Genomic DNA, 23,096 nt, shown 5'->3' with positions numbered 1-23,096 from the left:
AATTCAGAGAAGTGCATCATCGGTGTTTTTCAAAGCAGCAACAGGATGTTGCGTTAGGATCGCCGGCACATGGATGTGCCGTCCGATCCAGCGGCTGAAAAGTACCGTTGGTGTACGAATCGATATTTCTTAAGCAGTAACTCCACTGCTAATACTCAAAGGTACTAAAAACTATGTCTGTAGCGATTATTCAAAACGGCAGCAAAATCACCATGCACTTCGCGCTGAAACTGGCGGAAGATCAGGTGGTGGATTCCACCTTTGAGAATGAGCCTGCCACCTTTGAACTGGGTGATGGTAATCTGTTACCAGGCTTTGAAGAGTTCCTGATTGGGTTAGTAACCGGCGACCACAAAACTTTTGAAGTTCCGCCAGAGAAAGCCTTTGGTCAGCCAAATCCGCAGAATGTACAGGAAATCAAACGCAAGGACTTCCCGGTGGATATGCCGGTAGCTCCAGGTTTAATGGTGTCGTTCGCTGATGCTCAGGGGCAGGAACTGCCTGGTGTAATTGAAAAAGCAGAAGGTGATTGGGTAACGGTTGATTTTAACCACCCATTGGCGGGCAAAACCCTGATCTTCGAAGTACAGATTCTGGAGGTTTCGAATGCAGATTAAACTCGCTAACCCGCGTGGTTTTTGCGCCGGTGTTGATCGTGCGATTGATATCGTAAATCGCGCGTTGGATTTGTTCGAACCACCGATCTACGTACGCCATGAAGTGGTTCATAACAAGTTTGTGGTAAACGGCCTGCGTGATCGTGGCGCCATTTTTGTCGACGAGCTGGACGAAGTTCCTGACGACAATATCGTGATTTTTTCGGCACATGGTGTGTCCCAGGCTGTACGTCAAAACGCAGCTGACCGTGGTCTGAAGGTGTTTGATGCGACCTGTCCTCTTGTAACCAAAGTCCATCTTGAAGTTGCCCGTTATAGCGCTGATGGCAGTGAATGCATTCTGATTGGTCATAAAGGTCACCCAGAAGTCGAAGGCACCATGGGTCAGTATGACTACTCCAATGGCGGCAATATCTATCTGGTCGAAGACGAAGGTGATGTTGCAGCGTTAGAAGTCCAGAACCCGGAAAAACTCTACTTCGTTACTCAGACCACGTTGTCGATGGACGATACGGCAGTGGTCATTGATGCTTTGCGCGCTAAGTTCGAGCACATTCAAGGGCCGCGTAAAGATGATATCTGTTATGCGACTCAAAACCGTCAGGACGCAGTAAAACAGTTGGCTAACGATTGTGACTTGCTGCTGGTGGTTGGCTCCCCAAATAGCTCTAATTCCAACCGGTTACGCGAACTCGGTGAGCGTATGGGGGCTAAGGCCTACCTGATTGATAATGCCGATGAAATTCAGCCGGAATGGCTCGAAGGTGCAAAAGCAATTGGTATCACTGCTGGTGCATCTGCTCCAGAAGTTCTGGTTAAGCAGGTTGTGGATAAGTTGGTTCGCCTGGGCGGCGAAGCCCCACAAGAACTGCAAGGCAGGGAGGAGAACGTCGTGTTCTCATTGCCAAAGGAACTGAAGTTAGCAGCCATCGACTGATGGCTACTAACTTCATATATCAGAACCCCTCGTGAACAACAGTATTACCGTCAATGGTTTGAGTCCGGGTTTTTAAACCAAGCGTATTCACTCTGAGAATGCCATCAAAAGCCTGAACACTGCTTGGCATTGCAGTCGCTTCAACGCATTGAGCTATGGTCAGGTTATTCCCCGGATTTGCCGGATTGTCACAAAGTCCTAAAGTAATCGAATAGCGATCCTCTCTGGTATTAAAGCTTGCTCCTCCAGGAAAGCCCAGGCCGCCACTACCTATCGTTGTTGTGTAGGTGCGGTTCTCAGTATAAAACTGTGTTGAGGCTGACATCACCTTTTCTAGATCTGCAATCGCGTCCGCCCTGAAACCACGCTGTACGTAGTTCTGGTAGGATGGAATCGCGATTACAGCGAGGATACCGATGATGGCGATAACCATCATCAGCTCAACAAGAGTAAAACCTTTGCTATTACTTTTCTGAGTTTTCATCATCATCGTCATCTTCAGAGCCGTCAGTTTGTTTAGGTGCATTTGGCATTTCTCTCCAGTATCGCTTGATAACTACATCACACTTAGGAGCTTTGTCACTTTCGATTGAGACAAGGCCAACCAATGTCATAGTCCCAGACTTGGCACAAAAACCTTTAGGGTCGTGGCCATTGTCTCCTGGGTCGCTACCACTAGGCGGATCTATTTGATCCAGATCACCAATGAATGGTGGCGGAATACCAGGAATCTCCGGGTCTTCAATATTTGCTTCTCCCAAGCCATCAGTGTGCACGTCCAAAGAGTACAATTTTGAACTACCTACATCTGGCTGGCAACCAACAGCGTTTCCTACGCCTATAGCGTTTGTAGGTTTGTAGGCAGTAAATATGACTTTACCATTAACTGTAACAGAGTTGGTCAGAACTTTTTCAGCTGTTCGCGGTAGTTTATATCTCCAGCCTGAGTTCGATCGAGACCCCCAATCTTTTAGCTGATCAAACTCTGTTGTCTGATATTCAGCTGGTGTTGCCAGCGCGGAATGGTCTTTAATCAAGAAGAAATAGTCTTCATTCGTTCTGCTAAGAGGATGTGCACGATACCCGGAGCCGATACTGATCAAGATAAAATCATCTCCCTTATTCTGAAAGTATGAAATATCTGGTTGGTTATAGAAGCGTCTGTTTCCAGCACCGCTGCCATTATTTATGTCGGCGATTATGCCTCCTTTTGCGAATTCATAGGCAGTAGTACCGGAATTGCTAGGGTTGATATCAAATCTCCATAGGCGACCACCAATATCTGCTGCATAGAACATATCTACAAAGCCATCTGCGTCCCTGTCGATTAAAGAGAGATCTGCAGTAAATGCACTACGCATATTATGCCCGCTTTCCAGCGTTGCGTGCTTCTCTGCATCCCATAACAGATCACCCGTTTCTGCATCAATCATGTATATAGTCGTGCCAACAGAGTGGTTTAACCTGTTGTTTGGTCCTGCAAGTGTTGACCCATCTTCATCCGTGTCATAGCCAGCACCTGCGAATAGCACGACTTTGCGTTTTCCTTGCCATTTGATTTCGGCAGGAATCAGTTTTGACCATGATTGGCCGAGTTTATTAAAACCGCTTGTTATTGACGGTTTATTCTTCGCAGAATCTGAATATTTGCCATGAATTTTCCACAGCAGTTTTGGGGAGTTGGTTTTAGTCACATCCAGTGCATAATAGCTATTGCCACCTCGTCTCATGCCAACATACAAGATAACTTTATCTGATCCATCTACTTTGCCATTTAAGTTATGATCGTCATGCCAGTATGAAATAGGGCCATCCAAACCGTAAACTTTTGGTGAGCCTGCTGGTCTTGGTGACAGGTAGTGATCAGGGTTATGCAATAACTCTTTTGGTATAAATGCGAATAATTCTTTAGGCTCAGTTTTATCGATATCAAAGGCATGCAGATAACCGCTATTTGTACCAATAAAAGCGACAGATTCACCACCTGAATAGTTGATAATGGTTGGTTGGCTATGAAGTGGATCTTCTAATTCACGTCGAACTGTACCATCTGGATTTTTGCCAGCTATCCAGTTTTTCAACTTTTCAACATAAGAGCTCTGCGTACTGGATGGGTGTAGTAATGCCTGATTCAGGCTCTGGTCCACGCGAGTAAGCGAATTGCCAGAAAGGTTTGTATAAACGAAGCGTTCCAGCTCCAGTCTATTTGCCATGCCTCCGAGCTTAATATCATCACCGTCTGCCTCGGAAGACCAGATACTTCTTGCAGAGTATTTAAAGCGGCCAGTAGCCTGATCAACTGCAGGATTACCATCAGCATCCTCAATACCCTTCGATGACAAGGAATATCTCTTAAGGTTACCTAACCAATTGGATTCAGCAGAAGGCTGAAATAACGAGAGGTATACCTGATCACTTTTTTCCAGGCGATTGAATGAGTTAACCGCAATGCTCGGTGCATTGAATGACGTTGAAGTCTCTGAGACCGTCGTTAGTGCATTTACGATCGCGTCTTTGATTGTTTCGTAGTCGTCTGCCTTTGTGTAGGTTCCTGAACCAGCCTCTGCAATTTTAGTCATAAACCGATCGGCATCACTTAGGTTTTCACCTTGTACCGAAGTATCAAGGTAACCACCAATTACATGTGTAGTAATTGTTTGCTTACCATCAATATCGTTAAACTGATCGTTATTCGCAAGGTAGTAGGCTAGTTCGTCGATACATTGACCACTGCCACTGCAATTCTTGTTCATTCCTGATGGCAGATTTTTGTCTGCAATGATGTCGCGGATATCTCTATTACTCCCTGTATCTCCAGAAGGATATCCGTCGGTAAATAAAATGATACTCGATTTAGTACATTCTGAAACTTGAGGGCGTTCGTAGTTGTTACTGTTGCCAACATAGGATTCTGATACCGATGGTGTTGATATGTTATCCCCACCTAAATCAGAGAGAATGTAGCCAGGGTCAATGATTTTTGATCGGTCAGGAAGGCCGCCGCTTCTGCGTGAACGTGTCGATTTACCGTATTTGGATGTATTGCCGGTTAAATAAAGATAAGCTTCATGATAAGTTTCTTCGAGTGGCGTACCTCCCCAGGGAAAATAATTATTAACCTTATTTTCGAATATGGAATGTGCATTTTCTACAGGAGTCATATCCATATCAACAAAGCCACCGTTTCCGGTTGAATCAAAGCGCATCAAAGCAACATTCACTCCTGGCGCTTCTTTTAATGCATCCTTTGCTGCACGGCGAGCAATAACCATTCGAGAATAGTAGAATTTGTCAGTCAGGCTGTTTTTAGCTAGTTGGTAGTTTAAATAGTTACCTTTGAAAACTCGTGAGTAAGCATTTGTTGGAATTCCATAAAAACGTCGAAATATACTGTTGCTGTTCGTGAATGGCTCTGAGTAGCCTAAGCGGTAGTTATTATAAGTTGTTCCTTTATAAAGGTAGCGATCCTGATTCCTACATACAATAACATGGTCTGAGTTGTAGCCTGGTGTTAGTAGCAGAGGGACCCAGCCGTGCGGAAAGCCTGGCTTCCAATAATAAAGTCCACCAGAGTATACACCGGCGGTATTAAGAGCATTCCAAGCTTCTGGACAAATTAGTGAGTCAGGATGAATGCGCTGGCTACGAATTAATGCAATTTCCGTATCTGACAGGCCTAAACCCCGGGAAATTCGAGACACATAATAGCTCCCCGGATCATACCCATTGATTGGTTTTTCATACGTAATTGCAGGGTTGTAGGCACCAAGGTTGTCTTCTTCATATCGCGACATGCTACGAGAGGTATCCATTACCATCACGACGTTTGGTCGTGTCGATGCTTGGGCTCCCTGATAGATTTCTATATCGTCAGCAAAAGACGATGACGTTAAAAATAAAACCAGTAAAAATAGGAATCTCATCGTTTCAGCCTCCTATCCGAACGTTGTAAGTAATGCCTAATTCTTGCGCTGATTTTATTCCTGATGCAGGGTGTTCAACTTCCGAATTCAACTGGAAGCGATATTTCAGGGTTTTTCCTTTACTATTATCTCCTGCAAGAGAATGGTTTGTTGTTCCTGGGACGCTAACAAGTTTGATGCTCGTGCTAACATCCAAGTCAGGTTTGCCATAGTCGCTTTGAGGGCCAATCAGAACAGGTAGTGGTTGAGGTTGTCCATCATCGTTACGGACAACGACGCCATCCTTAAGGAGAACGCTGTTAATTGCGTCTAAAATAAGTTGATTATCAGAGTCTTTATTTGCTATTCCCTGAAAGTTCGCTTCGACTTCACTATACGAAATATCCTTTATCGTTTGCTCAAGCTGCAGATTGCTAACCATTCTTATTTGCATGGTTGAGCGCTGTAAGCCGACTAAAGCAAGCAAAGTCAGCGACGTAAGCAGCACAAGGCTAAATGCCAAGGCTGCACCTCTGGAGTTGGTGAGATTCATGTTTGCCCCTGTTATTGGTTATGTGGTGAGCAATTTATATTTATTATTTAACGTTATTTTTTATTAATTTGGCTCTAGGTTCGAGAAGTTCGCCCTCGTTACTGTTGTCGTAAATACTTCTCTGGAAAATTTATCTTTTAATATATATGGATCGGCATCGAGTAAAATAAATTTACGCTCTCTTTCTGAAATTGCACTATCTTCAAACGACTGCACAAGCGCTGCTATTTTTACGGCAAAAACTCTGTCCCAATCTGCCGTGGGGACTTCTTGTGCCGCGACGTATCGAGTCACATTGCGATTGCCTGTCCCTGAATATGCTGTGCTTAAACCATATAGTGCATGAATAGCAAGAACCCCTGATGCTATTGGTTGCTTTGTCCTATTGTCGTATGGTCTTTTGGTATCGAAGTCATAGGTCAGGCAATATAAATCTCCGGAATTATTGCCATCCTCTTCAACCCAAAAAGCGTCAACAACTGTAGCTTCTACACCAGCACCAAGATTAAAACTACTTCCTGCGCAATCGCGGTCATTATCTTCGGATATTTTACGCATGACAGTTATGCGATCACCAACACCATCGTCACGGTTAATTGTGCATGCATCCGGTGTATTTGGGTCTGCGCAAACTGTTGAATGTGGTGGGATACGGTCCATTATATTATCGCCGGAGTATCCAGCCACTGAAATCGCATCTGACAAAAAGCTTGCGACAAATCGCCCTGTCTCTTGCGCTTGAGATAAGCCATCAGATTGGGATGCAGTGCGGTTGGTAACGGTGAATATGTTGATGATCGCCATGGTAAGCAGAACGCCTAAAAAAGAGGCGATCATTAATTCAATCAGCGACATACCTTGTTGCTTATTTACCCTCATGGACGAAGCCTCTCAATTACATAGCTACCACGAGTCGATGAGACCGAAGTATCCTCTGTTGAATAGCGTGTTTGTCCAGAGTTATCTTCTCCGTAGGTCTGAACGTTCCAGCTTATTGTTAGGGATTTATCAAAGGCGTTTACATTAGAAATTTGCAACCTTGGCTCGGACAGAGAGAACGAGGAGCCAGTTCTGAATTGCACAACCCCATTTCCATCGACAATAGCGCCACACATGACTTCAAACATATCAAAGTTTGCCATATCCTGAGCGGAGCAATTTGTATCGGCTGCAACTCTTGCATTGCCATCATGGTATGCGCTGCACCTTTTTACGCCGGCCCTGAGTTGCGAGCAGTTTTCAGCACCATTTGTAACGTAGGAAGCCAGCCCATCTTCATTCGCTCTCATGCGATTGACTAGTTCATTTGCCATCCAAATTGCCTGAGAGCGACTGCCTGTGTCCTGAGTTGCGCGCATCGATTGCAACTGTAATGAGCTTAGTCCTAATAAGCCAATGGCAGAAATTGCTATTGTGATAGCAACTTCTATCAGACTGAATCCCTTTGAGTATTTTATTCTTTTCATAAGTCTATCCTAATAGAAACTCCCAAACTGAACCTCAATTTGTACAGGCTGAGGTAGTTGTTCGGGTTTGTCCCATTACATTTATTGCAATATCACGGTTACGATCTCCTGTACAGCCAGCAGTCCTTATTTGGAAGCTGCCAACAGCGCTTGCTCTACCTCTCTCGTCGAAAGTTAATCTTGAGCCATCCTGATTATTGTAACTATTGGATGTAATTACAGCCTGCTCCACTGGGCCGTGAATGCGCAGTGGCGCTCCCCCGACTTCATTTACGATCCAGCCCTGACTCCAGTCACCGCTTTGTGGAAATATCTCAACGTTCGTGCCTATGTCCCTGGCCGTATTACGCCCATATCGAATATCTTGTAACAAGGCCTTGTGAGCGCTGTCTGCCATTGTATTAACGTTATAAGTTCGAAGGTTTGGTGTAGCTACTGCCATCATGATGCCAATAATTGCTATGACAATCATTAACTCAACCAATGTAAAGGCCTTCAGGTTGCTAACTTGTATCATCAGCTTTATATCCTAATTCGATGCTGCTTGTTTCTGAGGAACTTTAACAATGGGCTTTGAATGTGTCCTTCTCACTGAAGCACAGATATCATTCAATACAGCGCCCGATTCATGAGCAACAAAAATATTGACCTTGTAATCCTTGCATGCTTCGTTGCTGGGAGGAGGGTCATCACCGCCATTACCGCCATTACCGCCATCACCATCACCGCTGGACCCATCAGGGTTAGCACCACTGGTATTTTTCAGCGGCTTACTTACCAAAATAATTGGCTCTGGTGGGATTCCCGGTAGCGCCAGATCTTTTTGTTGAAGCTGGCGATCTGGTGTAATGGTATACAATCGAGAGCTGCCAATATCGGCTTCGCAGCCCGACCTTGCGGTGCCATCGGTCGGGCGGAATGTTGTGAATAAGGTTGAATTATTCAACGTCACCGCACGAGCCATCACTTTTTCGCCATTTCCTGGCAAACGATAATACAAACCCCTTTTGATTTTATTGACCGGTTCGCTTCTAAATTTGGAATAATCGGCTAATTCAGATTCAGTAACTGCAATGTAGTCAGTCGGTGGGGCCTTAATGTCATAGTCATTAATGATGTAAAATGTGTCTGCTACCCTGGTGTTTAATGGGTGGGCCCGGAAGCCAGACCCAACGGATAGTTGAAGTCGAGAGCCTCCAACCGTAATGGTTTCTCCAGGATTAGAAGGATCGTCTACCTTGATGGCACTGCTTGTGGTGTAGGTTGCATCAATCTGATTGTAAAAACGGATATTGTCCGTTTCGTGACCGCCATTCAAATCGGCAATCATACCGCCCTGCGCAAACGAACTCGTGCTTGTAGCTTCATTGTTAAAATCGACGCGCCATATGCGGCCACCAGTATCTGCGACATATAAAATATCTGCCAGTTGATCTCCGTCCCAGTCCAGTAGCGTTAAGTCACCGGGAATACTGCTGCGCATATCTGACAAAGATAGGTCTTCGCCAGAGCGGCCAGCTGACCAAAGCAGCTTGCCACTCTTAGCATCCACCATAAATATGGCATTGCCCTGAGAGTGATTCGTCCTTGTTACGTTATTGTCTTCAGCCGGGTCATAGCCTCCTGCAAAGAAAATGACATCTTTTACTTCCCCACCGAACCTAACTTTGCTTTTGATTGGTCGTGACCATGATTGACCCAATTTAGCAAAATCGCCACTACCGCCGTTAATCTGCCACAAGAACTTAGGGCTCTGCAGGTTGGTTACATCCAGTGCATAGTAATTTTTGCCGCCACGACGCATTCCGACATAGAGGTATACTGTATCACTGCCATTGACTCTTCCATCATGGTTTAGATCGTTATGCCATGCGGTGATGCTGCCATCCAAGCCGTATACCTTCGATAATGGTGAGGCGCCTTTATAGTACTGGTACAGGTTGCCTAGAAGCTCTTTGGGGATAAAGGCAAAATGTTCGACCGGGTTTGCTTCATCTGTGCTAAACGCATGTAATAAGCCAGAGTTAGTTGCAACAAAGATGGTGCTTTGCTGATTACCACCATTTGAGTCAAAGTCATAAGTTACAAGAGCAGGGCGGCTATGAAGAGGGTCTTCCATATAGTGGCGAGCATCTGTTGTACTGCCGTCACCATCTTCATCTTTTACATCAACGCCTCTTGCCCATTTTAATACTGAAGTATATTCGCTGGCATCAACGCCGTAAGGCAATTGTAAAAGAGTACGATCAAGGGATGAGTTGGATTCGGTAATGCTGTTTTCGCTAGCCATTAGGCTTTTGCTACCAAGGTAGCTGACTATTTTTCTATCCAAAGTCAGGCGGCTTGCAGCTCCTCCTTTGATGATATTGTCACCATCAGGAGCTTCATCATCCAGAGTCCAGAAACTTCGCGCATTATTTGCAAAAAAACCTGTGCTTGGATCGACTGCAGGATCATCTTTTGCGTCTATGACTTGGTTGTCAGCAATGCGATAGCGCTTGATATTGCCGTACCATGTTGCACGATCACTTGGCTTGAATACAGAGTAATAAAGCTGGTCAAGATTTTCTAAGTTGTTATATGCGTTTACCGATACTGCCGGAGCGGTAAAGGATGCTGCTGATTTACTGATTTCATCAAAGATCTTTGTGAGTTCGACTTTCAGTGTGTCTGAATTTTCACCATAAGAGGCAATACCACCGCCGTGAGTCGCGATACTATTTAGCTTATCTCGAGTTCTGCTATCGAAGCCTCCAATCGTGTGTACATAAATGCGTTGATCTCCAGGAAGGTTTCTATTGGCATCCTTGTTGTGGGTATAAAATGCCAGCTCTTCTGCACAGCCACCATTGCCAGTACAATTATTTTGCATGATGGCCGGTTTATCCGGATCTGTGTAGCTTGAGATTAAATTCTGAATATAGTTGTTACTTGAAGTGTCTACAGACGCTTCACCATCAGTAAATAGAACAATATGATTTTTTTGGCACTCATCAACAATTGGTGAAATATAGTTGCCACTTCCGTCAACAATACTACGATCACCCAACTCAACATTGCCGCATTCCCAAACAGTCTGCCAATATCCATATCTACTGTTATACCTCTGAACTCTTTCACACCCGTTGGCATAATCTACCGGTTCACCCTTAAGATAACGGATTGCCTCATCCAGCGTCTCGGTAATCGGAGTACCACCACTGGTTGGGTAAGCGTCGATTTGAGAGTTGAATTCATCGCGGGCCGTGTCAATGTTTTGAAGCGGTAACGTGACATATCCGCCCTCGTTATTCCTGTCACTACCGGCAAAGCGCATCAAACCGATATTTATACCATTTGAATCTGCTACCACTTCTTTTGCAACCTTGCGGACCTGAGCCATACGGCTATCAGGATGATTGCCACCAAGGCTTCTGTTTCCAGCTGCATTCCATCCCATACTCCCTGATGTATCCATAATAAATATGACATTCGGGTTGATTCGATCGGCGGTGCCACGATAAATCTCGATATCATCTGCCCAGACAAGAGAAGGAATCAATAGGAAAAGTAGTTTTAAAATTCGCATCATAAAGCTCCTTCAATTGCTTCGGAATCAGAAACAGGCACTTCGCTTGGGTGTCCATAAAGAGTGGTGTAGATCAATTCTTTTGTATTTTTATTGATAAAAAAGAAATGCTCTGAGTCGGCTGGTGACTTCAAGTACTGTTCGAAATACGTTGCAAAAGGAACTTCATTACCTTGAACGGCCCAAATATTGTGCCTGTTTTTCAGTGTTACCCATTTGCAGCCTGGTTGTGAGCAATGGCGCAACTCTGTTGTCTGGCGGCTAACAGATCGGATGTCCGATTTTTTGATGTAATAACCGAACTCATTTGGTTCGTTCTCCGCCGAAGCACAGAAAGGAAAAATCAATGAGAAGGCCAAAATGGTTTTCATATAAGTCATATTGATGATCCTTAATTAGCTGCCAGTAAAAGCTCGATAAAAGAAACCAAGTACACGTTGGTCGGTCATGTTGCTATTACGCTGCGTAACTGTTGCGTCAATTTCAAAAAAAAACTCTTTTACCAAGCCGCCAGAGCTACCATTTGCTAGTGCTATCCCTTCTCCGTTTTTGTGCCCTTTCGAGGTGAAGGCGCATGTCATATTGAGGTAGCTAGGGGTTGATATTGCTTCAGATTCACTTGGATAAACAGGGATGGCTTGTTTGATTGGTTGGCCGTCGCTATCGAGTATCGGATCCCCGCTACTATTCAGTTGATTCGTTCTGGTCGCCTCGCCCAAGCGTTCAATACTGTTACGAAGAAACTTTAAACCACCTTCATTACAGCTTTGCGCGTAGCCAATCATGGTGTGTCTGTGTTCCATGTTGGCCACCATCTTCAGCTGGGTCGCTGATTGCTGCATAGCGTAGACCGCCGCTAGGGTTACGGATGTAAGAATCACCAGACTGATGGCTAATGTAGAACCGCGATTACTTTTCATCGTCACTAGACCTATTTTATACCTGTACTCATGGTATAGCAGCTGAATCCAGCTCTGTAGTGACGACGGATTAAAGGGCTGTTTCAGCTTCTTAGCGGTTCACACTGAATATCCCGGCCATTTCCCGTCTCTTCTATGCCATTTTTGTTTTTGTCTGTGCCAGGTCTTATCCGGCCAGAAGCGGCTATAACCCAGGCTTTGCTGTGGGGAACGGCGCTTTTGAAACAGTAGGTCAGAGATCCAGCAGAAGATGGCGAGCGGCCGCTGGGGCGGTAGGTCAAATGTGTGCGGTTGAACCTGAGTTCTTTAAAATCATTACCCATGTCTGGTAAGCGCTGAATCACAATATCGTTGGGGTCGATAATACGATTCTGATTGCTGTCCTCGAACAGCGTCAGGTTTTTGCCCCAGTTCTTAGAGCAGCGGCCAGCTTCAACGCCACACAATGTCGTGAATTTGCTCTTGTTGATGGCGTGAGAGCGCGCCACCTGTAAGGTCAGGTAGATTTTACTGATATCAGCTCTGGCTTCGATTTTGGCATTGAAGTTTCTGAAAGCCGGAACTCCAACGGCCGTAATCAATGCAAAAATGACGACGGTAATCATCAATTCGATCAGGTTGAAGCCAGACTGAGAGCGGAGTTGTAGTGTCATAACGAACCATCCTTGGTTGTGTCTGGCTACTTTATCCCAGCCAAACTGGCTGTCACTCGGATGTAGGTGTGAATTTTCCGTGTGTTAATCTATGGCAAGCTTCTTACACCGATAGCGTAATGCCCGAAAACTGATGCCTAACTTTTCCGCGGCAGCTGTTTTATTCCAGCGCGTGGCTTCCAGTGCCTGGGTTATCGCGGTGCGCTCGATGTTTTCCAGATAGGCCTCAAGATTGTTGGTTTCAATAATGTCTTCCTGGTTCTGGCTGTTGATAACTTCAGCAGCTGGTAAGCTCAGGTCTTCCAGGCTGATGTTGTCTCCTTCTGCCATGGTGAAGGCACGTTGCAGAATATTTTCCAGTTCCCGCACATTGCCGGGGAAGGCGTATTGCTCCAGAGCGTTAGCTGCTTTCGAGTCAAGGCGGACTTCCGGCATGCCCCATTCCTGCGCGTATTTCCGGATAAAGTGACCCGACAATAGCGGTATATCTTCCGGGCGCTCGGCCAGTCGAGGAACGGATACCTGAATAACATTGAGGCGGAAATACAAATCCTGGCGGAAAAGTTCCTGATCAACCAGTTGCTGCAGGTTTTTGTGGCTGGCTGAGACGATACGAACGTCGATGTTCTCTTCATGTTCTGAGCCGACGGCCCGAACAGCCTTTTCCTGAATTACCCTGAGCAGCTTGGCCTGCATATCCAGCGGCAGCTCAGCGACTTCATCGAGAAACAGGGTACCGCCATGTGCGGCTTTAAAGAATCCGGGTTTATCACTGCTGGCACCCGTAAACGAGCCTTTCAGATGGCCGAAGAACTCGCTTTCCATCAGGTCTTTAGGAATCGCACCGCAGTTAACGGCAATAAAGGGTTGTTCTGCGCGCACACTTTGGTGATGGATTAATTTGGCGACCAGCTCTTTACCGGTGCCGGATTCACCGTGAATAAATACTGGCGCCTGGGTGCGTGCAACTTTGCGGATCTTCTCTTTCAGATCCTGCATCGCCGCAGAATTACCCAGCAAGCCTTCACTTGATGGAATGGCGTCGATATTGGTTGGTACCTTTGTGAGCTTTAGTGCCGCCCGGGCCAGCTCGCGCAGACGCTCGATATCGATCGGTTTCGGTACCAGATCAAAAGCACCGGCTTTCAGAGCATTGACCGCTAATTCCATACTGCCGAAGGCGGTAATCATCGCGATTGGCATGTCTTTGTATTGAGCATTACACAGCTCAATGATTTCCAGGCCATTGCCGTCCGGCAGCTTCATGTCGGTGATGCAGAAATGGTAAGGGCGTTGTTTCAATAAGCTGAGTGCTTCGCTGACACTGCCCGCCTGATCACAGTGCAGGTCCATGCGCTCCAGGGTCAGAGCGATTAACTCACGGATATCCGGTTCGTCGTCAATAATCAGGGCCGCTAACTGGCTCATGCGTTATGCACCTTCTGCTGGTTTTTTGGTTGGATCGGATCACTTTCAATGATGAAACAGGTTTGCCGTTGCATGCGAATATACTGGATTGTCGCCTGGTTGGCTTCACACAGCTCACGGGAAAGATAGAGTCCGAGGCCAGTGCCATCATGTTCTGTGGTGTAAAACGGCTCAAATAAATGCTCTTGCTGATCATCGCTAACCCCAGGGCCATTATCCATGATGCGCAGTTGCAAGCGGTTGTTTGTATGGATTGCCTGGAGCTGTAAAGCGGTATCCGGCCCTTGTTGTTGCCACGCATGACGTAAGCCGTTTGAACACAGATTGTGAAGAATCTGTTGCAGGTGATCCGGGTCAAAATGAATCAGCAGCTCTTCGTCACATGCCAGTTCTAAGCGAAAGCTTTTATCCTGATGCAGGCTGGTGAAGTGTTCTTTGAAATGCTGTAACCAAGGCTTGAGCTTCAGTGTTTCACGACAAGCCTGGGTGCGGCGTGACAGCTGCAGAATGTCCTCAATCGTGCGATTAATCCGCATACAGTGCTGTTCAATAATATGGGTCAGTTTTTGCTCTGGCGCTTTCAGGTAATCCGTTTCTGCCAGCAATTGCGAGGCCTGGCGTAAGGCGCTGAGTGGATTGCGGATTTCGTGTGCAATGCTGGCCGTCAGGCGTCCAAGGGAAGCCAGCTTCAGCTGCTGTGCTTCGGCGTCAATACGAGCACTGTCTTCCAGGTAGAGTAAGTAGTCGCCGGGTTCGGATTGCTCAATTGGAACCCGGTTAAGAATCAGACGTGTCTGGCCAATGGTCAGCTTTGAGCCGGTTTTGGCTTGCTGGAGCAAACCGGGCAGGGGGGCCAACTCGAATAGCGTAAACCACTTCGCTGCCTGATGGTTATACAACAGTACCTGATGGTTCTTATCGCAGGCAATCACGCCGCTGGGCAAACCTTGTAAGGTCTTTTTGCTGAAATGCTGCAGGCGCCGGATTCGTGTTGCTTGCTGATCCGCGAGTGACAGGGTGCTTTGCAGGCGTTTCGATAGCCCCTGGGTAATGGTTGCCAGGGTGAAAAACAACAAACCTTTCAGTCCTGCATTGACGATTTCCGGTGTGGTGAACTTTCCAAGCCAAAACAGCTGAATATAAAACACCGCGATGCTGGTCCATGCCGCAACGCCCAGCCCCAGCACGCCGGGTGCCAGTAAGTTAGAGATCACCACAGGAATCAGAATCAGGCTGGAGAATCCCGAATCTGTGCCGCCGCTGGCGTACATCAGGGTGGCGAGAATGGCTATTTCGATAAAGACATAGCTGATGGCGGTTTGTGGATTCGGATTTCTGCTGGCAAATGTCACAAAGCCGGCTGCCACAATCACGTATAGGGAAACACATACCAGAAATATATTGGGAGCGGTGCCACCAATAATGATGTTGCTGCTGTCGAGGCTATCGACAATGGTCAGAAACAGGGCAAGGAATAATGAGTAATAACTGTAAAACCGCAGCAGTCGCTGGCCTTTAACCAGAAATTCGCTGGAAACTATGCGCATAAATTCTTCTTCTGTTTGCGTCGCTGGCGTAATTTCCAGACAATACGCGGCCTGTTTGTTTTTGGCTACCGGCTACACTGCCTTATCGATTTGATATCTGCGATAAAGCAGCCGGAATTTGTTAGCTGAATGTGTTTGCTGAATTTGTTGAAGGTACCTATGTCCGATTCCCTTCGTATTACTCTGAGCCAGCTGAATTATGTCGTCGGCGATATCGCTGGTAATGCTGCCAAAATGATCGCTGCTGCAAAAGAGGCTGCCGGGCAGGGCAGCGAATTAATTGTGTTCAGCGAACTGTCACTGACGGGCTATCCACCGGAAGATCTGTTGCTGCGCCCGAGTTTGCAATTGCGGGTGGAGGCGGAACTGGAAAAAATTGCTGAAGCCTCTCATCAGATCGCTATAGCGCTGGGTTTTCCTTGGCGTGAACAAGGCGAATTATTCAACTGCGCTGCGGTATATGCTGGCGGTAAAAGCCTCGGGCGCTATGCCAAGCAGTGTTTACCGAACTATCAGGTATTCGACGAGAAACGCTACTTCTCCGCTGGCGAAGCAGCTTGCATTGTCGAGTTAAACGGCCGCAAGCTGGGTTTAACCGTTTGTGAAGATATCTGGCACAAGGGGCCAGCAGAACAGGCCGTTGCCGCTGGGGCAGAAATGATACTCAACCTGAATGCTTCGCCGTATCACATGGGGAAACAGCAGCAGCGCGTAGAGTTAATCCAGCAACATGTGAAGGCGCTGAAGGTTCCTTTGTTGTACGTCAATCAGGTCGGTGGTCAGGACGAACTGGTGTTCGACGGTCGTTCGTTTGCGGTTGCTGCGGATGGTCAATTGGTGGCGCAATTGTCTGCTTACCAGGAACAATCTCAGCAGCTTTACTGGCAGCAAGAGTTAACGACTGAAGTCGCACTGCAATCCACAGAAACTGGTTTGGCTTCCTTGTACAAAGCCCTGGTTCAAGGGGTTCGGGACTACGTTGATAAAAACGGTTTTAAAGGCATTGTGCTGGGGTTATCTGGTGGTATTGATTCTGCTCTGACTCTGGCGATTGCCGCAGACGCTATTGGTGCTGATCGTGTGAAAGCGATCATGATGCCATTTACCTATACCTCAGGTATGAGTAAAGAAGATGCTGCTGAACAGGCTGAACGCATGGGTGTGCCTTACGAGTCGGTTTCTATCGAGCCTATGTACAACGCTTTTATGACGGCGTTAGCGCCCCAGTTTGAAGGCCTGGCACGTGATACCACGGAAGAAAATTTACAGGCGCGCTGTCGTGGTGTGCTGCTGATGGCTGTCTCTAATAAAACCGGCTATATGGTTCTTACCACCGGCAACAAGAGCGAAATGGCGGTGGGTTATGCAACGTTATATGGCGATATGGTTGGTGGCTACAGCGCCTTGAAAGACGTGTATAAAACCAAGGTATTTCAGTTAGCAGAGTATCGTAATGCTCTGGGGTATGTGATCCCGCAGCGGGTGGTTGATCGACCACCGTCGGCTGAGCTGGCACCGGATCAGAAAGACGAAGACAGCTTGCCGCCTTACGATGTTCTGGATGCGATTCTTGAACGTTACATTGAGCAGGATATGAGTGCCGACGCAATCATTGCTGATGGCTTTGCTCGCGAAGATGTAATGCGGGTACTAAGGCTGGTGGATGTGAATGAATATAAGCGCCGTCAGGCACCAATTGGTGTACGTATTACTCAACGTGGTTTTGGTCGTGATCGTCGTTATCCAGTGACTAACGGCTGGAAAGCGGGAATCTGATTTGAGTCGTCATTCACGGTAGTATTTTCAGCCACTCTCATTGCAATCGCTCCGTGGTTAATAAGAGGTGCTCCGGCGATGAGTCCGCAACATCCTGTTGCTGCTTGTGAAAACACTATCGTGAAAGACTTTACCTGATATCTGATGGTTTGATTACTACTTACCAGTCAGCCAGGTAGCCAGCTTCATTACCTTATCTTTCAGAGAAAACAGGGACACAAAAGCCACCGGCCAGGCAATTACATAGCTGGAGAGCCAGCGGCTGATAACGGCAGCATCGATTCCGGTATTAATCACAACAACAACGGCCGAGACAATTGCCGCCATGGTGCCAGACATCAGAAAAGCAAACAGAACAGGTGTGTGGTGTGGCTTCAGCATACATTCTCCAATATAGCCCTCCCAGGTAGATACCTGTGAGTTATATTCAGCGCTCGGCCACACAAGTTTAGCCGTGAAGGAATTTTTTGCGGGCGTTATTCTTTGTTATCCAGCAAGCCGAAGGAGATCACGTTTAACAGGGAGCGTCGATCAACCCAAATCAGGCCACTGCGTTTAAATTCACCGCTTTCGAGTTGTTTGTGCTCTGGAAAGTTCAGTTCTAATAACGCCAATGCCTGTTGTGATTCGGTTTCCAGTTCTAACAATTGGTATGCCTCAACCTGCAGCGCCAGAGCATCAGCAACCGATGAAGTTTTCTGGTAATTCAGCACAATTTTCTGAGCGCGATTGGCGGCAGCAACATAGGCGTGACGCTTCATGTAGTACTGAGCAACGCCAAGTTCATAAGACGCCATTCGATCATTCAGATACACCATACGAGCACGAGCATCGGCGTTATACGGGCTGTCCGGGAAGCGGGTCAGCAATTCAGAAAAGTAGTTGAAGGCATCCTGCAGCGGGCGCTGGTCACGACGTGACAATTCGTGCGGCAGGTAACGCTCTACAAATGAAAAGCCCAGATCGTAGGTCGCCAGGCCACGCATATAGTAAGCGTAATCAACCTGTGCGTGTAACGGATGTAAGCGGATAAAACGCTCACTGGAAGCCAGTACCGCGTCCATATCGCCGGTCTGATACTGAGCATAAATCAGCTCAAGTTGTGCTTGCTCGGCATACTGACCAAATGGGTAGCGGGATTCCAGCTCTCGCAAGCGCTCAACTGCTACCAGGTAGTTATTATTTTCCAGCGCTTCGCTGGCTTGCTCGTAGTACTCTTTCTCGGTCAGTTCCTGAGGTTTGGTTGGGTTATCGGAACAACCGGCCAACAACAGTGCAGCAAATAATGTGGGCAGGAGACAGCCGCGAAACCGGTTGCTGAAAAGAGACTTCATGGAGAGTGTTCCTAAATATCGATATACTGACGGCAAAATTAGCCCCGTATTAAACCACAGTCACTACACAGCCCCAATAAGTGCTTCCGCTTCCTGAGCGTAAAGAAGTGCGGCTGCAACGAAATAAGTGTTATGTCCGATCAGATCAATCAAGTTGTCGAAGTCCCCCACGAACTGGGTAATAAACGTCTCGATCAGGTGGCAGCTCAGCTGTTTCCGGATTTTTCCCGTTCGCGGTTACAGCAGTGGATTAAAGAGGGGCAGCTGACGGTTGATGGCGATACCTGGCGCGGTCGTGACAAGCTGGTGGGTGGCGAAACGTTAGCGCTGGTGACGACGCTGCAGGCTGAAGGTGACTGGCAGGCAGAAGATATCCCGCTGGATATTCTCTATGAAGATGAGCACATCATTGTTCTGAACAAGCAAGCTGGTTTGGTGGTGCATCCCGCCGCTGGTAACCACACCGGAACGCTGTTAAATGGTTTGTTGCATCATGCTCCGGAGCTGAAAAACATTCCCCGCGCCGGCATTGTGCATCGTCTGGATAAAGACACTACCGGGCTGATGGTTGTTGCTAAAACTCTGCAGGCTCAGGGCCACCTGGTTGCTCAACTGCAGGATCGCAGCATGGGGCGCGAGTACGAAGCTGTAGTTCAGGGAGTGATGACCGGTGGTGGCACAGTTGAAGAGCCGATCAGTCGTCACGGCACTCAGCGCACTAAGATGGCAGTGAACCCGCTAGGTAAAGACGCGGTGACTCATTATCGCGTGCTGCACAAATTCCCGACTCATACCTACATCCGTTGTAAGTTAGAAACCGGTCGGACTCACCAGATTCGTGTGCATATGTCACACATTGCTCACCCTCTGGTCGGTGATGCGACTTACGCGGGTCGTACCCGTCTGACTAAAGGCGTGACACCAGAGCTGCGCGAAGCACTGCAGAACTTCCCCCGTCAGGCATTACATGCCCGCCAGCTGGGGTTGATTCATCCGGCTACCGACGAGTACTGCGAGTGGCAGGTTGAGCTACCAGATGATTTTGAGCAGTTGTTGGAGGTGCTGGCATTTGATGAAGACGAGCGTGAGTCGTTCGAATGATCACGCCCCGCTGGGATTTGCCGCAAGGTGTAAGGGCGCTGATCACTACTTGTGACGGTGGCATTTCAGAAGCGCCTTATCAGTTCAATAACCTGGCACTTCATGTTGGCGATCAGCGCTCGGCTGTTCTTCAGAACCGGGCACAGTTGTTACGACGTCAGTCCGGAATCCGGGCCATTCAATGGTTAAACCAGACCCATTCTGATCGGGTTGTCCCTGCTTATTCCGGATCTGTTGTGCCTGACGCGGATGGCTGCTTTTCCTCAGAGCCTGGGTTAGCGTGTGCAGTATTAACCGCGGACTGTCTGCCGGTGTTGATTGCGGCTAAAGATGGTTCGCAAGTCGCTGCGGTTCATGCCGGTTGGCGTGGCCTGGCTGCGGGGATTATCGCCAATGCAATACGTCATTTTGATTCTGACGTTTCTGTTTTTCTGGGGCCTGCGATTGGTCCTGAGCATTTCGAAGTTGGACCAGAAGTACGCCAGGCTTTCTCCTGGGCATCCGACCAATGTTTTCGGGCAGGCAATGGCGATCGGTTGATGGCGAATATCTATCAGTTGGCTCGTGAGCAGCTGATAGCGTTGGGAGTGACAGACATTGCTGGTGGAGGGTTCTGTACCGTCGCAGATTCAGATCGGTTTTATTCTTACCGTCGTCAGCCTGTGACTGGCCGCATGGCCAGTCTGATCTGGATCGATAAGTAGCTAATTGTCCTGAGTAGCTACTTGCAGTAAGCGGCGATGGATTCGTTTGCTTGTTTCATCATATCGGCACGCTCTTTGTCCGTCAGAGGGCGTACTGAGCCATCTTTTTGCTTATAGCGACGATTAAAGTTTTCTGACAGCTTAACCTTGGCATCACGAGCCTGCTGGCAGTATTTCTTCGCTTCCTTCGGGTCGATTTCCGGCTGTTGTTCTGCTGCTTTGGCCTTTATTGCTGTTTTGTTGGTTTCAGCGCTGACATCAACGGGTTTAGGCGGAGGCGCATCTGCCGCTTTGTCGACACGAAATTTATACACATCTTCATTCAGGCCGCGCGGTGGCTGTGAACTGAAATGTACCTGGCCGTTTTCATCGGTCCAGCGATAGACTTTTTCGGCCTGTACCCATGCGGAAACGCCCAGTAAGGAAAAGATCAGTGGGATCAGCATCAGTCGCATGTTGGCCTCGGTGGAATCTGCTCAGAATTATCGTTTTTATGGCTCAGATGTATACCTTGGTATCAACGCTGAGTATTCACGCAACGTTATTAAAACCGTATGATTTGTCAAGGTTTTTTGCGGTTTTTACGGTGGACAAAACTGGCGGTAATGCTAGAATTACCGCGCTTTTGCCAGAGCCACGTTTACCAACACCCCGGAGAACGTGACGGGCAATGACAGCCTCTGGTGCGGTTATCCTCCGACCCAGTTCAGCCTCGACGTCCTCGACCAGGCAGCGAGACACTGATAAACAGTTAAAAGTTGTTTATCCAGCCTGAGCGAGCCTCAGTTGTTAAAGGCTCAATATCGCATAAATAATTTTTTTACCCATGCTCTGTTAAAGAGCTTGTGAATGAGGATAAGTACGGTGGAATTACTTTCCGGCGGAGATATGTTGGTTCGTGCATTGCACGAGTCAGGCGTTGAATATATTTATGGTTACCCGGGTGGCTCGCTGCTACACGTGTACGATGCAGTCTATAAGCAAAGCGCCGTCAAACATGTACTGGTCCGTCACGAGCAAGCCGCTGCTCATATGGCTGATGGTTATGCCCGTGCGACTGGCAAACCAGGTGTGGTGATGGTGACCTCTGGTCCCGGGGCTACCAACACAATTACCGGTATTGCGACAGCATTTACCGACTCGATCCCTATGGTTGTTATCTCTGGTCAGGTAATGAGCCATCTGGTCGGCGACGATGCCTTCCAGGAAACTGACATGTTGGGTATTTCCCGCCCGGTTGTTAAGCACAGCTTCGCCGTGCGTCGTCCGGAAGATATTCCGGATATGGTGGCTAAGGCATTCCATATTGCCAGCACAGGTCGTCCTGGTCCGGTTCTGATCGACATCCCGAAAGACATGACCATGCCGAATGAGCGTTATGAATACGTTTATCCGAAGAAAGTGAAGCTGCGTTCTTACACGCCACCACAGCGTGGTCATGCGGGTCAGATCAAAAAAGCGGTTGAGCTGCTGGTTAAAGCCAAACGTCCGGTTGTTTACTCCGGCGGTGGTGTGATCATCGATGGCAGCTCCGACAAATTACGCGCTCTGGTTGATCGTCTGAACTTCCCTTGTACCAATACGCTGATGGGCCTGGGTGCTTATCCGGGTACTGGTGAGCGTTTCCTGGGTATGTTGGGCATGCACGGTACTTACGAAGCCAATATGGCAATGCACCACGCAGATGTGATTCTGGCGATTGGCGCACGCTTCGACGACCGTGTAACGAACGCAACCAATAAGTTCTGCCCGGATGCGAAGATCATCCATATTGATATCGATCCATCTTCGATTTCAAAAACCATCAATGCTGATGTGCCGATTGTTGGTCCGGTAGGTACGGTTCTGGATGAAATGACTGCACTTCTTGATGAAAGCAGTGAAGCGCCTGATGAAGCGGCGATTGAGTCCTGGTGGAAACAGATTAACGACTGGCGTCCACGTCACGCGATGCGTTATGAGAAAAACGAAAGCGGTCTGATGAAGCCTCAGGAAGTTGTTGAAGCCATGTGGGAAGCCACTAAGGGTGATGCATACGTTACTTCCGACGTAGGTCAGCACCAGATGTTTGCTGCTCAGTACTACAAGTTTGATAAGCCGAATCGCTGGATCAACTCTGGTGGTCTGGGCACCATGGGCTTTGGTTTCCCGGCGGCGATGGGCATTAAACTGAACTTCCCGAAAGAAACCGTGGTTTGTGTTACCGGTGAAGGTTCGATCCAGATGAACATTCAGGAACTGTCGACCTGTTTGCAGTACGGCATTCCGGTGAAAATCCTGTGTCTGAACAATGGCTCTCTGGGCATGGTTCGCCAGTGGCAGGATATGAACTACGAAGGTCGTCACTCTCACTCTTACATGGAGTCGCTGCCTGACTTCGTGAAGCTGGTAGAAGCGTACGGTCACGTAGGTATTCAGGTAAAAGAGCGTGATGAGTTACCTCAGGCGCTGGAAGATACCTTTGGCAAATACAAAAACCGTCTTGTGTTCCTTGACGTTGCAGTAGACGAAACTGAACACGTGTATCCAATGCAGGTTCCGACCGGTTCCATGCGCGATATGTGGCTGAGCAAGACGGAGCGTACCTGAT

Annotated in this window: 21 protein-coding genes; 6 read left to right on the top strand and 15 right to left on the bottom strand. The window is 47.7% G+C overall.

All coding sequences use genetic code 11. The features are described from left to right. The first annotated feature begins 173 nt into the window (after positions 1–173). Both fkpB and ispH read left to right on the top strand, forming a co-directional pair. Positions 174–617: an FKBP-type peptidyl-prolyl cis-trans isomerase gene (fkpB, locus tag ACOQOZ_RS10745; RefSeq protein WP_420592274.1), complete on the top strand. Its 444-nt coding sequence runs from the start codon at positions 174–176 to the stop codon at positions 615–617. Beyond that, on the top strand, positions 607–1,554 hold the full coding sequence (ispH, locus tag ACOQOZ_RS10740) for a 4-hydroxy-3-methylbut-2-enyl diphosphate reductase (RefSeq protein WP_420592273.1): 948 nt from the start codon (positions 607–609) through the stop codon (positions 1,552–1,554). Before fkpB ends, ispH begins: the two co-directional genes overlap by 11 nt. A 19-nt stretch (positions 1,555–1,573) precedes the next feature. On the opposite strand, the gene ACOQOZ_RS10735 is transcribed toward ispH, so the two are convergent. From ACOQOZ_RS10735 to ACOQOZ_RS10680, 12 genes are all read right to left on the bottom strand, one after another. Next, a complete protein-coding gene (locus ACOQOZ_RS10735; protein WP_420592272.1) occupies positions 1,574–2,044 on the bottom strand; it encodes a type IV pilin protein in 471 nt (156 codons plus the stop codon). Further along, the gene (locus ACOQOZ_RS10730; RefSeq protein ID WP_420592271.1) at positions 2,019–5,477 is read right to left on the bottom strand and encodes a pilus assembly protein; all 3,459 of its coding nucleotides are present in this window, start codon (positions 5,475–5,477) and stop codon (positions 2,019–2,021) included. The genes ACOQOZ_RS10735 and ACOQOZ_RS10730 overlap by 26 nt, the downstream gene beginning before the upstream one ends. A 4-nt stretch (positions 5,478–5,481) precedes the next feature. Next, the gene (locus ACOQOZ_RS10725) at positions 5,482–6,009 is read right to left on the bottom strand and encodes a hypothetical protein (RefSeq protein WP_420592270.1); all 528 of its coding nucleotides are present in this window, start codon (positions 6,007–6,009) and stop codon (positions 5,482–5,484) included. 63 nt (positions 6,010–6,072) lie between these two features. Further along, complete coding sequence (locus tag ACOQOZ_RS10720; RefSeq protein WP_420592269.1) at positions 6,073–6,888, bottom strand: PilW family protein; 816 nt, start codon at positions 6,886–6,888, stop codon at positions 6,073–6,075. Then, positions 6,885–7,475 carry a type IV pilus modification protein PilV gene (gene pilV, locus ACOQOZ_RS10715; protein ID WP_420592268.1) on the bottom strand — a complete coding sequence of 197 codons (591 nt, stop codon included), beginning with the start codon at positions 7,473–7,475 and terminating at the stop codon, positions 6,885–6,887. Before pilV ends, ACOQOZ_RS10720 begins: the two co-directional genes overlap by 4 nt. A gap of 34 nt (positions 7,476–7,509) precedes the next feature. After that, positions 7,510–7,992, bottom strand: a complete 483-nt coding sequence (locus tag ACOQOZ_RS10710) for a GspH/FimT family pseudopilin (protein WP_420592267.1) — start codon at positions 7,990–7,992, stop codon at positions 7,510–7,512. Between the two features lie 12 nt (positions 7,993–8,004). After that, a complete protein-coding gene (locus ACOQOZ_RS10705) occupies positions 8,005–11,046 on the bottom strand; it encodes a PilC/PilY family type IV pilus protein (protein WP_420592266.1) in 3,042 nt (1,013 codons plus the stop codon). Next, positions 11,043–11,423, bottom strand: a complete 381-nt coding sequence (locus tag ACOQOZ_RS10700; RefSeq protein WP_420592265.1) for a hypothetical protein — start codon at positions 11,421–11,423, stop codon at positions 11,043–11,045. The genes ACOQOZ_RS10705 and ACOQOZ_RS10700 overlap by 4 nt, the downstream gene beginning before the upstream one ends. Before the next feature lie 15 nt (positions 11,424–11,438). Then, positions 11,439–11,963: a pilus assembly PilX family protein gene (locus ACOQOZ_RS10695; protein ID WP_420592264.1), complete on the bottom strand. Its 525-nt coding sequence runs from the start codon at positions 11,961–11,963 to the stop codon at positions 11,439–11,441. A gap of 83 nt (positions 11,964–12,046) precedes the next feature. Then, entirely contained in the window at positions 12,047–12,616 is a 570-nt protein-coding gene (locus ACOQOZ_RS10690) for a GspH/FimT family pseudopilin (protein WP_420592263.1), read from the bottom strand. 84 nt (positions 12,617–12,700) lie between these two features. Beyond that, positions 12,701–14,044: a sigma-54-dependent transcriptional regulator gene (locus ACOQOZ_RS10685; RefSeq protein ID WP_420592262.1), complete on the bottom strand. Its 1,344-nt coding sequence runs from the start codon at positions 14,042–14,044 to the stop codon at positions 12,701–12,703. Next, positions 14,041–15,591: a sensor histidine kinase gene (locus ACOQOZ_RS10680; protein WP_420592261.1), complete on the bottom strand. Its 1,551-nt coding sequence runs from the start codon at positions 15,589–15,591 to the stop codon at positions 14,041–14,043. Before ACOQOZ_RS10680 ends, ACOQOZ_RS10685 begins: the two co-directional genes overlap by 4 nt. A gap of 159 nt (positions 15,592–15,750) precedes the next feature. Between ACOQOZ_RS10680 and ACOQOZ_RS10675 the strand changes: the two genes are divergently transcribed. Further along, positions 15,751–17,367, top strand: a complete 1,617-nt coding sequence (locus ACOQOZ_RS10675) for an NAD+ synthase (protein WP_420592260.1) — start codon at positions 15,751–15,753, stop codon at positions 17,365–17,367. A 156-nt stretch (positions 17,368–17,523) separates the two neighbouring features. Here the strand turns inward: ACOQOZ_RS10675 and ACOQOZ_RS10670 are convergent, their stop codons facing one another. Both ACOQOZ_RS10670 and ACOQOZ_RS10665 read right to left on the bottom strand, forming a co-directional pair. Beyond that, on the bottom strand, positions 17,524–17,748 hold the full coding sequence (locus tag ACOQOZ_RS10670) for a DUF2798 domain-containing protein (RefSeq protein ID WP_420592259.1): 225 nt from the start codon (positions 17,746–17,748) through the stop codon (positions 17,524–17,526). Between the two features lie 95 nt (positions 17,749–17,843). Then, positions 17,844–18,701: an outer membrane protein assembly factor BamD gene (locus tag ACOQOZ_RS10665; RefSeq protein WP_420592258.1), complete on the bottom strand. Its 858-nt coding sequence runs from the start codon at positions 18,699–18,701 to the stop codon at positions 17,844–17,846. A gap of 132 nt (positions 18,702–18,833) precedes the next feature. Between ACOQOZ_RS10665 and rluD the strand changes: the two genes are divergently transcribed. Next, positions 18,834–19,802: a 23S rRNA pseudouridine(1911/1915/1917) synthase RluD gene (rluD, locus tag ACOQOZ_RS10660; protein ID WP_420592257.1), complete on the top strand. Its 969-nt coding sequence runs from the start codon at positions 18,834–18,836 to the stop codon at positions 19,800–19,802. Continuing rightward, positions 19,799–20,506, top strand: a complete 708-nt coding sequence (gene pgeF, locus ACOQOZ_RS10655; protein WP_420592256.1) for a peptidoglycan editing factor PgeF — start codon at positions 19,799–19,801, stop codon at positions 20,504–20,506. Before rluD ends, pgeF begins: the two co-directional genes overlap by 4 nt. A 17-nt stretch (positions 20,507–20,523) precedes the next feature. Here the strand turns inward: pgeF and ACOQOZ_RS10650 are convergent, their stop codons facing one another. Beyond that, on the bottom strand, positions 20,524–20,961 hold the full coding sequence (locus ACOQOZ_RS10650; RefSeq protein WP_420592255.1) for a DUF4124 domain-containing protein: 438 nt from the start codon (positions 20,959–20,961) through the stop codon (positions 20,524–20,526). Between the two features lie 409 nt (positions 20,962–21,370). Between ACOQOZ_RS10650 and ACOQOZ_RS10645 the strand changes: the two genes are divergently transcribed. Then, positions 21,371–23,095 carry an acetolactate synthase 3 large subunit gene (locus ACOQOZ_RS10645; RefSeq protein WP_420592254.1) on the top strand — a complete coding sequence of 575 codons (1,725 nt, stop codon included), beginning with the start codon at positions 21,371–21,373 and terminating at the stop codon, positions 23,093–23,095. Position 23,096: the final 1 nt, after the last annotated feature.

Source organism: Bacterioplanoides sp. (assembly GCF_965219715.1).
Classification (GTDB): Bacteria; Pseudomonadota; Gammaproteobacteria; order Pseudomonadales; family Oceanobacteraceae; genus Bacterioplanoides.
The sequence above is the reverse complement of the archived record's forward strand: the minus strand, read 5'-3'. Positions and strand labels throughout refer to the sequence as shown.